14 protein-coding genes are annotated in these 14,826 nt (G+C 46.3%); 5 read left to right on the top strand and 9 right to left on the bottom strand.

Annotated features, from left to right (window positions below):
* Positions 1-697: 697 nt before the first annotated feature.
* On the top strand, positions 698-1,330 hold the full coding sequence (locus B0181_RS00070; RefSeq protein ID WP_078275461.1) for a DUF2062 domain-containing protein: 633 nt from the start codon (positions 698-700) through the stop codon (positions 1,328-1,330).
* A gap of 222 nt (positions 1,331-1,552) precedes the next feature.
* Here B0181_RS00070 and lolD read toward each other — a convergent pair whose 3' ends face one another.
* Both lolD and B0181_RS00060 read right to left on the bottom strand, forming a co-directional pair.
* Positions 1,553-2,233 carry a lipoprotein-releasing ABC transporter ATP-binding protein LolD gene (gene lolD, locus B0181_RS00065; RefSeq protein ID WP_078275460.1) on the bottom strand — a complete coding sequence of 227 codons (681 nt, stop codon included), beginning with the start codon at positions 2,231-2,233 and terminating at the stop codon, positions 1,553-1,555.
* Between the two features lie 75 nt (positions 2,234-2,308).
* Positions 2,309-3,553 carry a lipoprotein-releasing ABC transporter permease subunit gene (locus tag B0181_RS00060; RefSeq protein WP_078275458.1) on the bottom strand — a complete coding sequence of 415 codons (1,245 nt, stop codon included), beginning with the start codon at positions 3,551-3,553 and terminating at the stop codon, positions 2,309-2,311.
* Positions 3,554-3,797: 244 nt separating this feature from the next.
* Between B0181_RS00060 and B0181_RS00055 the strand changes: the two genes are divergently transcribed.
* From B0181_RS00055 to B0181_RS00045, 3 genes are all read left to right on the top strand, one after another.
* Positions 3,798-4,757, top strand: coding sequence for a hypothetical protein (locus B0181_RS00055; protein ID WP_078275457.1), 960 nt, complete (start codon positions 3,798-3,800; stop codon positions 4,755-4,757).
* 562 nt (positions 4,758-5,319) lie between these two features.
* A complete protein-coding gene (locus B0181_RS00050; protein ID WP_245953296.1) occupies positions 5,320-5,634 on the top strand; it encodes a Bor family protein in 315 nt (104 codons plus the stop codon).
* A gap of 9 nt (positions 5,635-5,643) precedes the next feature.
* Positions 5,644-5,955: a Bor family protein gene (locus B0181_RS00045; RefSeq protein ID WP_078275456.1), complete on the top strand. Its 312-nt coding sequence runs from the start codon at positions 5,644-5,646 to the stop codon at positions 5,953-5,955.
* A gap of 758 nt (positions 5,956-6,713) precedes the next feature.
* On the opposite strand, the gene ccoP is transcribed toward B0181_RS00045, so the two are convergent.
* From ccoP to B0181_RS11840, 5 genes are all read right to left on the bottom strand, one after another.
* The gene (ccoP, locus tag B0181_RS00040; protein WP_078275455.1) at positions 6,714-7,778 is read right to left on the bottom strand and encodes a cytochrome-c oxidase, cbb3-type subunit III; all 1,065 of its coding nucleotides are present in this window, start codon (positions 7,776-7,778) and stop codon (positions 6,714-6,716) included.
* On the bottom strand, positions 7,775-7,948 hold the full coding sequence (locus B0181_RS00035) for a cbb3-type cytochrome oxidase subunit 3 (protein WP_078275454.1): 174 nt from the start codon (positions 7,946-7,948) through the stop codon (positions 7,775-7,777). Before B0181_RS00035 ends, ccoP begins: the two co-directional genes overlap by 4 nt.
* Complete coding sequence (gene ccoO, locus B0181_RS00030) at positions 7,948-8,586, bottom strand: cytochrome-c oxidase, cbb3-type subunit II (protein ID WP_078275453.1); 639 nt, start codon at positions 8,584-8,586, stop codon at positions 7,948-7,950. The genes B0181_RS00035 and ccoO overlap by 1 nt, the downstream gene beginning before the upstream one ends.
* A gap of 10 nt (positions 8,587-8,596) precedes the next feature.
* The gene (gene ccoN / locus B0181_RS00025) at positions 8,597-10,078 is read right to left on the bottom strand and encodes a cytochrome-c oxidase, cbb3-type subunit I (RefSeq protein WP_078275452.1); all 1,482 of its coding nucleotides are present in this window, start codon (positions 10,076-10,078) and stop codon (positions 8,597-8,599) included.
* A gap of 205 nt (positions 10,079-10,283) precedes the next feature.
* Positions 10,284-10,466 carry a hypothetical protein gene (locus B0181_RS11840; RefSeq protein WP_143821556.1) on the bottom strand — a complete coding sequence of 61 codons (183 nt, stop codon included), beginning with the start codon at positions 10,464-10,466 and terminating at the stop codon, positions 10,284-10,286.
* A 735-nt stretch (positions 10,467-11,201) separates the two neighbouring features.
* Between B0181_RS11840 and B0181_RS00015 the strand changes: the two genes are divergently transcribed.
* Positions 11,202-11,585, top strand: a complete 384-nt coding sequence (locus B0181_RS00015) for an SCP2 sterol-binding domain-containing protein (protein WP_078275450.1) — start codon at positions 11,202-11,204, stop codon at positions 11,583-11,585.
* 712 nt (positions 11,586-12,297) lie between these two features.
* On the opposite strand, the gene B0181_RS00010 is transcribed toward B0181_RS00015, so the two are convergent.
* Positions 12,298-13,230 carry an OmpA family protein gene (locus B0181_RS00010; RefSeq protein WP_078275449.1) on the bottom strand — a complete coding sequence of 311 codons (933 nt, stop codon included), beginning with the start codon at positions 13,228-13,230 and terminating at the stop codon, positions 12,298-12,300.
* Positions 13,231-13,327: 97 nt separating this feature from the next.
* On the bottom strand, positions 13,328-14,826 hold a 1,499-nt coding region (locus B0181_RS00005; RefSeq protein WP_211276059.1), incomplete at its 5' end, for a YadA family autotransporter adhesin.

Genomic DNA, 14,826 nt, shown 5'->3' with positions numbered 1-14,826 from the left:
GCTGTTTTTTCTACAAAGCAGTGTTCAAACACTTAGGTTGGGTGCAATTTACAAACCATGCTGGCGGTAAAATAATACGTTGTTATTTTACCTGATTGGGGTTGGGGAAGATACAAGGTTGGGTTGAGCTTGCGAAAACCCAACTTACGGCAGAACGCCAACTCAACGTTTTTGGATTTAATGTGATTTTTTCCGTTCGTCTTGAGCTTGCGCCCTGCCGTTCACCTTAAATTTGTTAGCAACTTTCCGTTCGTCCTGAGCTTGTCGAAGGGTTGAACTGGTAAAGATTTTGACCTGTTGAAAGATTAAAAAACCGCCCATAGTTCGACAAGCTCACCACGAACGGTTTTTTTTAAATCGCGAAGGGTTTTTGAGCGGTTTGGGTTTCTGGGTGGGTGCAAGTTGGGTCGAGCTTGCGAAAACCCAACGTTTTAGATTTGGTTTATCGCTTGAAATGTTGGGTTATGCTGACGCTAATCCAACTTACAATACACCAAAACCTAACTTACGCTTCATTAACCCAACCCACCACCCCACCAAAACCCACCTTCACCAACCTCATTTGTAATCACTTTCTCTCCAGATTGTATCTTAGTTGTATCTGGGATATATCCTAACCAGCAAAAATTTGCTATAATAGCGAGTTTAAAATACCGTTTTGTATTTTGCCCTTTTGTTCGCTGTTCCTTATTTTAAAATGCCCAAACAAAAACTCAAAAACTGGCTGCCTACACCTGAAAAACTGCGTGAAAGCCGCTTCGTTGGCTGGCTTGCGCCGTTTTTGGCTGACCCACGCCTATGGCACATGAACCGCAGCTCGCTGGTGCGTGGCGTGTATATCGGTGTGCTGTGCGCCTTTTTTCCTTTGCCGGGGCAAATGCCGCTTGCCATCATCGGTGCGCTGATTTTGCGTGCCAATGTGCCGATGTCGGTCGCTTTGACGTGGATTACCAATCCTTTGACCACCATTCCTGTGTTTTGGGTGGCTTATTCGGTGGGCGCGCTGATTTTGGGCGAGCCGCTGCTTGGCATTCGTACGGTTGGGCGGATTTTGGCGGATTTAACGCTGTGGCTGACTGGGCATGGCATCAACCCACTGGCAGATCACAAGCTATTTTCTTTGCACGCCTTTGTGGTGGGTTTGGTGATTTGCGCAATCGCCACCAGTATTTTGGCTGGTGTAATTTTTCGTGTGGTGTGGCAATATTACATCGTGGCAGAATGGCGCAAACGCTCAGGCTACAACGCCAACGCTCCCAAATTCACCCTACAAAAAGGACATAAAGCCCGCGAACAACAAAGCCAAGCCGATGATGATTTTTCCATTTAATTCAATCGCTTGTCTTTATTCAAACAGCATTTAATTAAAAATCCGCCAAACAGTCTTGCTTGGCGGATTTTATTATTTTGACGTGCGATTTATCAGTGATTTGAGCAAACTAGCTTTACTTTAATAAACGGATTTTAAAATTGACAAACTTAGCCGTTTTAGCAAATCAATATTTGCAAACTTAACCCATCGCCAATTTTCAATCAACCACCCAAAAGCAGCTCACGCATTCACCCACTGACCGCTTTTCATTTCCAGCTGTCTGTCCGCCATCGCCGCCAAATTACGGTCATGCGTTACCATGAGCAGTGCCGTTCCCAGTGTGCTTTGTAATTCTGACAACAAATCAAACACCGCGCGTGCGTTGTCATCGTCCAGATTGCCAGTCGGTTCGTCCGCCAAAATCAGCGCAGGATTAGTAACCAGCGCACGCGCAATCGCCACACGCTGACGCTCACCGCCAGACAGCTCGCTGGGTCTGTGGTGCATTCGGTGCGACAGCCCCACTTTTTCAAGCAGCGCATTTGCGCGCGCTTTTGCTTCACTGATAGACACATCATTGCGCATCAGTAGCGGCATGGCAACATTTTCGGTGGCGCTAAATTCCGCCAACAGATGATGGAATTGATAAATAAATCCCAAATGCTGGTTGCGCAGCTCACCGCGCGCCGTCTCATTCAGCTGATTTAGGCACACGCCTTTTAGCCACACTTCGCCTGTGGTGGGCGTGTCTAGTCCGCCCAATAAATGCAGCAGCGTAGACTTGCCAGAGCCGCTCGTTCCCACAATCGCCACACGTTCGCCAGCACGCACGCTTAAATCCAAGCCGTTTAGCACGCTGGTGCTGATTTTGCCTTCGTTGTAGGTTTTGCTGATGTTTTTGGCTTGTAAAATGATGTCCATCATTTATCCTGTTTTGTTGTAATTTTAGATATTTGTCTGATGATTTGGCTTGGCTGACGCTCAGTGAAAATCACATCATTCATAACGCAGCGTCTGCGCTGGCTGAATGCGTGAAGCACGCAGCGCAGGATAAATCGTCATCACAAACGACAGCACAAAAGACGCACCGACAATGAGCAGTACATCACCCACTTTCACTTGTGATGGCAAAAAGTCCACAAAATACACGCTGCCATCAAACAAACTCACACCAAACACCTTGCTGACAAACACCAAAATGTCATTCACCGTCAAAGCCAGCGTTACGCCCAGCACCGTCCCTAGCACCGTACCAATCACACCAATAATCATGCCTTGCACCATAAATACTTGCATGATAAGTTTTGGTGATGCGCCAAAAGTTTTTAAAATCGCAATGTCTGGCTTTTTATCCGTTACCAGCATGACAAGGCTGGACACGATATTAAACGCCGCCACAATCACAATCAAAAACAAAAGCAAGCCAATCATCGCTTTTTCCATCTGAATGGCGCTAAACAGATTGCCGTGCGTGTTCGTCCAGTTATCAGCAAACAGTCGCTGTGGGTCAAGCTGGGCAGCACTCACAGCAGCGTGCGGCGCTTTAAAAATGTCATGCATACGCATACGAATGCCCTGCGCCCCTTCTGGCAAACGCAGCATCACGCCAGCGTCTCGCATTTGCACATAGCCAACTAGGCTATCAATCTCTGGGCTGATTTTAAACGTACCCACCAGCGTGAATCGCTTAAACCTTGGAATGACCCCAGCTGCCGATGGCGACGCTTCAGGCAAAACCAGCGTAACTTTATCGCCCACCTGCACACCCAAAGACTGCACCATACTCTCGCCCAGCACAATGCCAAATTCGCCTGCCTTTAAGTCATCAAGACTGCCTGCGGTGATATGCTCATCAATGATAGACACACGCTTTTCGTATTCAGGCTCAATGCCAGACACCGCCACGCCAGACACCTGCCCATTGACCGTCAGCATGCCTTGCAGCTGAATAAAAGGCGCGGTCGCTTCCACGTCTTTATCCTTCGCTTCAATCTCTTTGGCAAGCTCACGCCAATCGGGCAAAATCCCATAAGACGACACGGTGGCTTGTGGCACCATGCCAAGAATACGGCTTTTTAGCTCACGGTCAAAGCCATTCATCACTGAAAGTACGGTAATCAGCGCCGCCACACCAATGGTCAGCCCTGCCATAGAAATAAAAGAAATGAACGAAATAAAGCCGTTTTTACGCTCGGCTTTGGTGTATCTAAGTCCAATAAATAACGCCAGCGGACGAAACATCTTACTTCCTATTTTTTGGCAAATAAACTTGTTAGTTTACACCATTTGCGCACATTTTTGGCGAATATTTTGTGTAAAACTCGCACAAAGCCGCAGCAAAGACGCTTTATCGGCATGATTTTGATAAATTTTTGCCAAGTTTTTGGGCGCTTGACTTGATTTTTAGGATTTTTCCCCTATATCAAAGGGGAAATGACACCGTTGGGAAATCCCAATCCACACAATTACAACACACAAAGTTCTCATGACTACGTTACGCTATACCTACAAGCACGAAGTTGCGCCCACTAAGGTGGATTTGCCGTGCGATAAAAACGCCAGCCACGGCGATCATTGGGCGATTTTAACCAATGACATCGCAGAAGACGTGCCTGCTTGGCTGCAAAAAATGATTGACACCGCCACCTTACCAACAGGGCTTGCGGCAAATCGCATGGACAGTAATAAAATCTTACTTGCTGGCAATGATTCATGCCACATCAAGCAAATTCTTGCCATGCAAGACGGCAAACCGCAAGCTTTTATCAATGCTTTTCCAGCGGTAAACAGCCCTTATGGCACAACCTGCCAAATTGAGCGTGTCATTCGCTGCGATGCCACGAGCGATGCGATTTTACGTTTTAAAACCAAAGACGGTGCGGTGATTTACGCCTTCGATCAGCTGTACGCCGTCAATCGTGGTGAATACCGCACGCCAAAAGATTATTTCGTTAATTTTAGCGCATGGGCATATCACATCGCCCCAAGCAACCAAGACGAAAGCATTTTGGTGGAAGATCCAGACGCCATTCGCTATCATCGTGCCTTTAATGATATCGTGTCGGCAAATGGCGGCAACGTCCCTGACGACATTGACGAGCGTATCCGTGCGTGGCAACCTACCGACAACACCGAACTTGCACCTGTAGAAATCAATCTTGGGCACAGCTGCATTTATCTGTTTGGCGAAACTTTCGGTCAAGAGGACGAAGCGTGGTGCCAAGGACAAGTGCTGGGCATCAGCCACACCGAATTTTATGGCAAAGACATCACGCTGTTTGACACGGTCATCTTGCGTGAGCCTGATGCTGACCCTTTGGTGGTGCGTATCGCCGCCGTCAGCAATGACGACACCGCCAAAATCCAAGTGCATGACTATATCCAAGCCAACATTTGGCTACAAGCCGCCATCTATGCCGAAAACCAAAAGGCGGTCAAGGCGTAATTTATACCAACTCATAACAACAGCGTACCACATGGTGCGCTGTTTTTTGTTTGGTGGGTGGTTTTTAAAATATTAATTGGGCTTGATGTGATTTTTCCGTTCGCCCTGAGCTTGTCGAAGGGTGGACTAATGAAAGATTTTAACCTAAAAACCGCCCATGGTTCGACAAGCTCACCACGAACGGTTTTTTAGGCACGCCTTGAACGGATTTTAAATCAAGAACGGTTTTTGGACAGTTTTTTAAATAGAATGCTAGGTTACGCTTCACTAACCCAACCAACAAACCCACCGCTGAAATCAATTTATAATTTAAATTAAATAACGAAATAAAGTTGTACCAAAGCACCCTTTTTATCAATCCTTTATTGTTGCTAATTTTAGATTGATTGTAAAATTCATTTTGTTATAAAATACTAAAAATAACTTGACTGATTAAATTATAGTCATTTATAATCAATAAAAGTTACAAAAGCAAAAGGTTTATTGATCTTTTGTAACTTTATTGCGCCAAAAATCAGTGCCTTTACACCGATTGAGATTGGTTTATAAACATGGAGAAATTATGAAACAACCAATGAAAAAACTTGCGCTGGCAGGCACATTCGCCATCGCTTTGGCAAGCCTAACAGGCTGCGCTACCCAAACCTATCTTTTGTCGCCAAACAGCGCACATCAAGAAACCCCAACTTATGACAAAGGACAGACTTTCTTTGTGGCTGGTTTAGGTCAAGAGCAAGAAGTAAACGCTGCCGAAATTTGTGGCAGTACCGCTCAAATCGCAAAAGTAGAAACCAAACTGACACCGATGAACGCACTGCTAGGCTATGTTTCTAGCGGCATTTACACGCCACGCCAAATGAAAGTTTACTGCAAATAAGGGATTTATATGAAAACAACCAAATCTATCATGGCAACACTTGGTGCAGCCCTACTGCTTAGCGGCTGCGCAACCCAAACCGCACTTGTGAACAGCAGCCCAAAACTGAACAACGCCCCACAAACTGCAGCCTACAGCAAATCTCAGAGTTTTTACGTCTCTGGCATTGGTCAGCAAAAAACCATCGACGCCGCTGAAGTATGTAACGGCGCTGACAAGGTAGCAAAAGTTTCAAGCAGTCAGCAACCAAAAGACATCTTGCTTGGCTTAGTTACTTTGGGTATTTACACACCGCGCACCGCTGAAGTATTCTGCCGATAATTTAGCATGATTGACAAAAACTCAGCTTGTGTATTCAGGCTGAGTTTTTTATTGACTTGTGTAAGATGACGGCTGGTCATTGCACAATGTTGGGTTGCGCTAATGCCAACCTGCCCTACAGATTATCACCAATTTAGGTGATTGGTTTTAGTTTAAATTTAGGGGTGGTATGTAGGTTAGGCTGAATGAAGTGAAAACCCAGCGTTTCGGATTAAATTTGTCTTATGAAATGTTGGGTTGCGCTTCGCTAACTCAACTTACAAATACCATCGCCAAACCAACCCACGCCCCTGCCTGAGCTTGTACACCCTACCGTTCGCCCTGAGCTTGTCGAAGGGTGAACCAATGAAAGGTTTTAACCCAAAAACCGTCATGGTTCGACAGGCTCACCACGAACGGTTTTTGGCATGCCTCGAACGGATTTTTAGGCACGACTCGAACAGATTTTAAATCACGAACGGTTTTTGGACGGTTTTTTGAATAGAATGCTGGGTTACGCCTCACTAACCCAATCTACAAACCCACCACCGAAATCAATTTATAATTTGAATTAAATAACGATAAGTAAGTTGGATTAAGCTTGCGAAAACCCAACAAATTCGGTGGCTCACTTTCAAAATGTTGGGTTGTGCTTCGCTAACTCAACTTACGCTGACACCAATTCAACTTACAAGCTACTCAAAACCAACCTTCCAAAACAAAACCCCCAACTTAAGTTGAGGGTTTGTGTGCGGTAAGATAAGCCGTTTGGCTGCTCTTTATTCCGCTGGGTTTTGCGACAATGAACGCACATAAGCTGCCAATAGCATCACACGCTCATTACCAAGTTTAGTTGCCCATTCTGGCATCACGCCCGAACGACCATGACGAACTGTGGTTTGAATCGTTTCACGATCGCCACCAAACAGCCAGATGTCGTCTGTTAGGTTTGGCGCACCAACAGCTTGCATGCCTTTACCGTCTTGACCGTGGCACATGGTACAAGTGGTGTCAAAGATGGTTTTACCTTGGTTTACTTGCTCTTGGTTTAGCTCATAGCCGTTTTGGTTGCCAGACAATGACAGCACATATTCAGCCACTGCACGCACGCCTGACTCACCAAGCACGCCTTGCTGCTCTGGCATTGCGCCCACACGACCATTATGGATAGAAGTTAGGATATTGTCCGCTTCGCCGCCATACAGCCAATCGTTGTCGGTCAAATCTGGATAACCCAAAGAACCTTTAGCGTTTGAGCCGTGGCACAGCGCACAGTTTTGTAGGAACAGACGGTTGCCCACTTTTTGTGCTTCTGGGTCATTTGCCAACTTATCTACAAATGGTGCAAGCGCTTTTAGCTGCTCGTCAATTTTTGATTGTACATCGGCTGGCTTTTCGCTGGTGCGTTGTTCAGCGTCTAGCGCGTTTAGCTTCGCCAAGACAGGAACTGCACCTTCTGCGCCTGCAGTTGCCAAGATGCCTTCAAAGCTTTCGATGAAAACTTTGTTGTTGGCTTGTAGCTGGCTGTTTAGCTCATTTTCTGATGTCCAAGGCACTTGCTCGCCATCAACTTCTACGGTAGTGATACCTTTCCAAGAATCTGGCTGGATTGAAGGGAATAGCACGAAATAGCCCAAACCCCAAATCATCGTACCAAAAAAGATAACCAACCACCACTTTGGTAGTGGCTTGTCGTATTCACGAATACCATCGTATTCATGACCTGTTGTTCCGTCTTCTTCTAAGACAGGTTTGGATTTTAGTGTCCACATCAGCACGCCGAAAATAAATAGCCAGCAGCCAAGTGATAGGACGGTAATCCAAGAACTCCAAAAAAAGCTCATTGTATATCCTTAGTGCGCTTGTGCGATGATAATTGCGAATCATCAAGCGCAAGTTGTGCGTCTTCTTCAAAGCGTTTTTTATTCTTTGGTGAATATGCCCACCAAGCGATGGCGACAAAGGCGATGAATGCCGCCACCGTCGCTATACTATGCAAAACGCCCCAATTCATTAGCGTTGACCTTGCATTGCGATGCCCAGCTGTTGCAAGTACGCAACCACAGCGTCAAGCTCGGTCGCACCTTGAACTTGGTCAGGCGCAGCTTCAATGTCTTCTTCTGTGTAAGGCAAGCCAAAACGCTCTTTAAATAGACGCATTTTCGCTTGAATCTTCTCGCCGTTCACTTCGTTCTTGGCTAACCAAGGATAAGCAGGCATCACAGAATCAGGCACAACTGAACGTGGATCGATCAGATGGTCAACGTGCCACTGGTCAGAATAACGACCGCCAACACGGGCAAGGTCTGGACCCGTACGCTTGGAACCCCACAAGAATGGGTGATCCCATGCTGACTCAGCCGCGCGGCTGTACGGTCCATAACGCTCCACTTCCGCACGCAAAGGACGAATCATCTGCGTGTGGCAAACGTGGCAACCTTCACGGATATAAATATCACGACCTTCTAGCTCTAACGCTGTCCAAGGGCGCATATTTGGCAATGGCTTGTTCACACCGCCTTGCTCTGGCGCATTGCGGTCAAAGATCAAAGGTACGATCTCAACCAAAGTTGCAAAGCTGATGGCGATGACGATAAAGATGACAAGCAGACCTGTGTTTTTCTCTACCAATTCATGAGTAATTTTTGACATGATTATCCCCTTAGGCTTTCACAAGTTCAACGTCGCCTTCAGCGGTAGTTGCTTCAGGTTCAGCATTACGCTCAGGGATACTTGGCATTTTGATGGTCTTGTAGCAGTTATAAGCCATCACAACCATACCAGCCACATACAAAGCACCACCCAATGCACGCACAACGAACGGCCAGTGCGATACCACAACGGTTTGGATAAAGTCATAAGCCAAAGTACCGTCTGGGTTGGTTGCACGCCACATCATACCTTGGGTAATACCAGAGATCCAAAGTGCCACGATGTATAGTACCGTACCTGTGGTAGCAAGCCAGAAGTGCAAAGTAATTAGCCCTGTTGAGTACATTTTTGCCTTGTTATAAATGCGTGGCAACAGTACATAGATAGAGCCGATGGTAATCATACCTACCCAACCAAGCGCACCAGAGTGAACGTGGCCTACTGTCCAGTCGGTGTTATGGCTGATGGCATTTACAGCTTTGATTGACAGCATTGGGCCTTCAAAGGTACTCATCGCATAGAATGACAATGCCACAATCAAGAAACGGATAATCGGGTCAGTACGCAATTTATCCCAGCTGCCAGATAGTGTCAATACACCGTTAATCATACCACCCCAAGAAGGTGCGAATAGAATCAACGAGAACACCATACCCAAAGACTGAGTCCAGTCTGGCAAGGCTGAATAATGCAGATGGTGTCCGCCCGCCCACATATAAGAAGCAATCAATGCCCAGAAGTGAACGATAGACAGACGATACGAGTACACAGGACGACCCACTTGCACAGGAATGAAGTAATACATCATACCAAGGAAAGCAGCTGTCAAGTAGAAACCTACCGCATTATGACCGTACCACCATTGAACCATCGCATCAGTCGCACCGCCAAATAGCGAGTAAGATTTCCACATACCCACTGGCACCGCAAAGCTGTTTACGATGTGAAGCAAAGCAATCGCAATGATGAACGCAGCAAAGAACCAGTTTGCTACATAGATGTGCGAAGTTTTACGCTTGATCAGTGTACCAAAGAACACGATGGCGTACGCCACCCACACCAAAGCAATCAAAATGTCGATTGGCCATTCTAGCTCGGCATACTCTTTGGCAGAAGTCAAGCCAAGTGGCAAGGTGATGACCGCCGCCACGATGACTGCTTGCCAGCCCCAGAAAGTGAACCACGCCAAATACGGTGCGAAAAGACGTGTCTTACAGGTGCGCTGAACGATGTAGTACGAAGTCGCGAACAGTGCTGAACCACCAAATGCGAAAATCACCGCATTGGTGTGAAGCGGTCTTAGGCGTCCAAAAGACAGCCAAGAAGTGTCAAAGTTTAGTGCTGGCCACGCCAACTGCGATGCGATGAACACACCGACCGACATGCCCACGATGCCCCAAATAACCGCCATGATGGTGAAAAAACGCACAATGGTAATTTCATACTCATGGTCAATGTTTAGCGGGGCTAGTGCTGTTTTAGATAGACTCATTGGATAGTTTCCTGTGCAGCCCGATTGTTTTTTAAGCGGTGTATTCATGTGTTTTGGCTCATGGATTGGCTTATGTGCGCCAACCAAAACACATCAATCAAACTCGCTATTTAGTTTTTTTGATATGCTTATTTTGTTAGATTTGCCGAGCAAGTCGGTTTCGCTTGTCTTGCTCAAATGCCTTTGTTTTGCCGGCTTTATTGCCTTAAAGCTGCGCCACACTTTTGTGTTTGGCTGTCTTACTCACGCCAAAACTAGCGCCAAAACGCATTAAAAAGGTGAGAGTATGGCTTGCTTGCTCGATAAACGCAGGCTTAAAATTGGCTTGGCTAACATCACGACCATCGCAAATCTGAATGACGGCCGCTTTAAAAATTCCTAATGACAATTTAAATCCACACTCAAAATGTGGTATTGTCTTGGGTTTTCACCCTATATTATACAACACAAATGTAATTTTTAGCCCATATTTTGTAAAAATATTCTAAATTTTTGGCAATATTTTTCAATAATTGCGCAAAATTGTACAAAATCAGCACTTTTTTGCCCAAATTTGGGGCGAAAGTTGAGTAATTTTCTTGGATTTTAATTTAGTTTTTTGATATAGTTTTATTATTAAAATTGCAGATATTACAAAATCGCTGTAAGCCTGACAAAGAACAAAGCCAAATGCGGCAACCATCACCACCCTGCCAATCCCGTCTTAAAGGCACAAATGGTATGTAAAACGCAGCACATCAAGCGATAATTTCAGCTGCCCTGCCCCACTGTCGCAGCTTTATCATCACAACTTTATCATCACAACCTTGCCATCGCAACATCACTCACCACCATTATCCTACGTCTGACACATCACAGACACATTGGCGCAAGAATATTCCCCATTCGCACAAAAGCTGTAATCGTCCTATCATATAATTGCTTTATCCTGCATTTGCTTTATAATAGGTAAATCATCAATTTGCGCCAATCGTTCATTGCAAACGACAATTTCAAATAGCGGCTTTGAACGACAACTTTAAAGCGCAACTTTTAAATAACGGCTTTTAACTGACAACTTTTAAGCACCAATTTTCAAACAGCAATTTTTAAGCAACAAAGCACATTCATTCAAGGATTTTTTATGGCAAAATTTCTTTCTGACGCATGGTTTGCCCAAGTGGCGACCGCCAACGCCCAAGCAGGCGATCTCAACCTACCGCCAGCATTGGCAACGCTCATCATCAACGCACGCATTGATGATGGCAACGGCACCGCCCTACACATCAAAGACGGCAAACTGCACCAAGGCAGCGCAGACAACGCCATCAGCACCATCAGCATTGATGGCGATACTTTTAATCAGCTTATCAAAACTGGCGATAAAGACCTTGCGATTGAAGCCTTTATGACCGGCAAAATCCGTGTAGACGGCGACATGACAGCCGTGATGGCACTACAATCCGCCAAACCAAGCCCAGAGCAAAAAGCACTGTTTAAAGAGATTTTGGCGTTTACCGAATTTTAAGCGTGCGCCAAATCACTTAAACGACAAACCCTGCTTTTGCGGGGTTTTTTATGACGTGGATTTGGTGTAATTTTTTCCGTTCGCCCTGAGCTTGTCAGAGGGTGGACGTGGCAGAGATTTAGACTTGACAAAGGCTCAAACCAGCAGAGATTTAAACCAAAAAAACCGCCCATGGTTCGACAAGCTCACCACGAACGGTTTTTAAATCGCGAACGGTTTTTTAAAGAGGTTTTTGTTCATCATGAACAGTTTTTTAAACCACGAAAGATTTTTACGGATTTGTAAGTTGGGTTGAGCTTGCGAAAACCCAACGTTTAAGGGAAGATTTATCCACAAATGAGATGATAATTTATCACTCGGAATGTTGGGTTACGCTTCGCTAACCCAACTTACGGATTGTTCAAACCTAAAAAACCGCCCATGGTTTTATTTTCCGTTCGCCCTGAGCTTGTCGAAGGGTGGACGTGGTGGGATTTTAGCCTAAAAACCGTCCATGGTTCGACAAGCTCACCACGAACGGTTTTTAAATCACGAACGTTTTTTTAAAACGGTTGTTTGCGTGCATCATAGACGATTTTTAAAATAGTTTTTTAAATCACGAATAGTTTTTCCGAATTGTGTATACCTCCCCCACCCCACAAAAAACAAAACCCCGTAAAATACGGGGTTTTGCCAAGAATACAACTTAGTCTCTTTTGGTGATTACCAAAAATTAATGACCTAGGTTGAAGTTCTCGTAGCTTTGACCTTGCTTGATCTCTTGCATACCGTTTGCAGTGCGTGCGTACACTTGTACTGCCACTTCTACACGACGGTTTGGTTGCAAGCACACGATTTGCTCTGCCTTCGGTGCGTTGATGTCGCAATGAACGTGTGGCAATGGCTGTAGCTCGCCTGCGCCAGCTGCAGTGATGGTCGCTGCATTGATGCCTTTGGTGATTAGGTAGCTACGAACGGTTTGCGCACGGCGCTCTGATAGCGTTTGGTTGTACGCTTCGCTGCCATAACGGTCAGTATGACCCACCAACTGAATGCGGCTGTCGCCACGGCTTTGCCAGTCTAGCAATTTCACCGCCAACTCATCAAGTTTCGCACGGCCAGCTGGTAGCATATCTTCTAGCTTGTACTTATCAAACTTGAACAATGCGTCCGCTTCTAGGTTGATGCGCTCGTTTACGATCAATTGTGGTGCTTTTGGCGCTTCGTTGATGATGGTTACAGGCGCTGGTGGCTCTGGCAGTTGTGCGTATTTGGCGCACTCAGCTGGTAGCCAGTAGAACTCACGACCCAAGAAGTCTTTGTCAAAGATTACCTTGTATTGGCAAACTTGTACAGAATTGTCAGGCTTGTGGAATTTTAGGATATAGTCCCACTCACGCGCACGATTTGACTCGTTGAAATGTGGACGACCAATCAGCTGATACAGCTCATCTTTTGCCACGCCAGAGCGGATTTTTGATAGGTTTTCACGGTTTGGGAATTGACCATCTTTTTGCCATGCGTCATCTAGTTTTGGGAAATAGATGTCTTCAGCGGCGATGGTGCCATGCTCGCTGATGTTTTGGCTTACTTGCTTAACACCCATACAGCCTGTTGTCGCCAATACAGCAACAGACAACGCTGATAATGCGGTAATTTTTTTCATTTTTTAATCCTTAAAATAAAAGGAAATAACAATAATAAGAAATTTGGGAAATCCTGCAGTCATTACGACCACAGGATTTCAAGGGATTAACTACGGCTTAGAAGTGGAAGCCTGCACCGATTGCCGCGCCTGCGTTGCCTTGGCTATCCGCAGAACCTGACATCTTCAGTACCCAGCGTCCGTTGTCGCTTAGCTTCGAGAAGCCCACTGCAACAGCGCTTTCACCGTTGTATGTCGCCATACCACCAGTCAGCATAGATTTGCCCGGGATATAGGCTTGTGGCAAGGCAGCCATCGCCATTGCAGACGATACGCCAGCATTTGCGTCATCAGCCACACCGCTGATGCGGTTGTTGATGTTGCCAGCGAAGTCTTTCAACTGGTTCACGTTCACAGCATCAGTGCCGTCAACACCCGGTGCTACGTTGGTGATACGAACTGGCTCGCCGTTGTTGTCGCCAATACGGACATTGCCTTCTTCGTCAGCACCGATGGTAGGACCATTCTCGCCGCCAACCTTCACAGTGTTCACTTTCAGGTCGTTAGCCAAGTTGTAGGTTACATTGTTGCTGTCAGGTGTCTTGCTGATCACGATGTTGCCATCAGTGTTGTTCATATCAACAGTAGAACCCGGCTGAACTTTAGAACCATTTTCACCTTGAGCGGTCAACGTGAAGCTAGAGCTGTTGATTGCGTTCGCAACGTCGCCAGCGGTTGGCAACTTACCAGCATTCTCGTCAGTCGGAACAATCACTTTACCGTCTTCACCCACAACTAGCGGTGTGGTGTTCACGGTCAAGCCTGCACCCGGTACGCTGGTGATGGTAGTGCCATCAGTCTTCACAGACAAGTCATAGTTGGTTGCGCCTGTAGCAGGATGTACAGATTCACGCACCGTTACTGAATCGTCAGCAGAAGATACTGTGCTCTTCGCACCGTTCACAGCTTGGGTCAACTGACTTACGTTCACTGCATCATCAGGATTCACGCCAGCTTTAACACCAGAGATGGTCTTACCGCCTGCGTCAATGCCGTCAACCGTGATGCTTGGGCCGCCTACAATGCTTAGACCTTTACCGTCTAGAGTTGCATCACCAGTGGTAACGCTGTCTAGTACCAGATCTTTGGCAATGTCAACGGTGTAAGTTACATCGTTATCGCCATCACGCTGACCGTGAGTTACAGTAACGTTGTCGCTGCCTGCTTTCACGTTCGTACCTTCAGCGTTCACGGTGTAGATAGACTGACCGTTTTCGCCTACAGTTTGCGTTACGTTCGCTACGTTGGTGCCTGCGCGTACTTCGGTCTTAGATGCAGCAGTTGCCCAGTATAGCTGGCTACCGTTGATTGCATCGTTCGAATCAGGGCCGATGTCGCCATCTGCCACGCCAGTGATCTTCACAGGAGCGCCGTTTACATCGCCAACGTTGATGTTGCCACCTACGTTAGTGATCTTCGGACCGTCCACACCGAATTGTACGCTGGTGAACTCAACTTCGTCTTGAGTTTCGTAAGTGAAGGTTTGACCGTTTTGTACCAGCTTCATGTTCTTGCCAGCTTGGAACGTTACAGTTTTACCCGGTTGTACTAGCTCGT

The sequence above is a fragment of the Moraxella caviae genome, from assembly GCF_002014985.1.
GTDB lineage: Bacteria > Pseudomonadota > Gammaproteobacteria > Pseudomonadales > Moraxellaceae > Moraxella > Moraxella caviae.
This window is presented reverse-complemented; position numbering and strand designations above follow the sequence as displayed.

Coding starts and splice junctions, on each gene's coding strand:
- B0181_RS00045 (WP_078275456.1), top strand. CDS start 5,644: ATGAAAACAACCAAATCTATCATGGCAACACTTGGTGCAGCCCTACTG.
- B0181_RS00015 (WP_078275450.1), top strand. CDS start 11,202: ATGGCAAAATTTCTTTCTGACGCATGGTTTGCCCAAGTGGCGACCGCC.
- B0181_RS00050 (WP_245953296.1), top strand. CDS start 5,320: ATGAAACAACCAATGAAAAAACTTGCGCTGGCAGGCACATTCGCCATC.
- ccoP (WP_078275455.1), bottom strand. CDS start 7,778: ATGAGCTTTTTTTGGAGTTCTTGGATTACCGTCCTATCACTTGGCTGC.
- B0181_RS00060 (WP_078275458.1), bottom strand. CDS start 3,553: ATGTTTCGTCCGCTGGCGTTATTTATTGGACTTAGATACACCAAAGCC.
- lolD (WP_078275460.1), bottom strand. CDS start 2,233: ATGGACATCATTTTACAAGCCAAAAACATCAGCAAAACCTACAACGAA.
- B0181_RS00035 (WP_078275454.1), bottom strand. CDS start 7,948: ATGAATTGGGGCGTTTTGCATAGTATAGCGACGGTGGCGGCATTCATC.
- B0181_RS00010 (WP_078275449.1), bottom strand. CDS start 13,230: ATGAAAAAAATTACCGCATTATCAGCGTTGTCTGTTGCTGTATTGGCG.
- B0181_RS00070 (WP_078275461.1), top strand. CDS start 698: ATGCCCAAACAAAAACTCAAAAACTGGCTGCCTACACCTGAAAAACTG.
- ccoN (WP_078275452.1), bottom strand. CDS start 10,078: ATGAGTCTATCTAAAACAGCACTAGCCCCGCTAAACATTGACCATGAG.
- ccoO (WP_078275453.1), bottom strand. CDS start 8,586: ATGTCAAAAATTACTCATGAATTGGTAGAGAAAAACACAGGTCTGCTT.
- B0181_RS00055 (WP_078275457.1), top strand. CDS start 3,798: ATGACTACGTTACGCTATACCTACAAGCACGAAGTTGCGCCCACTAAG.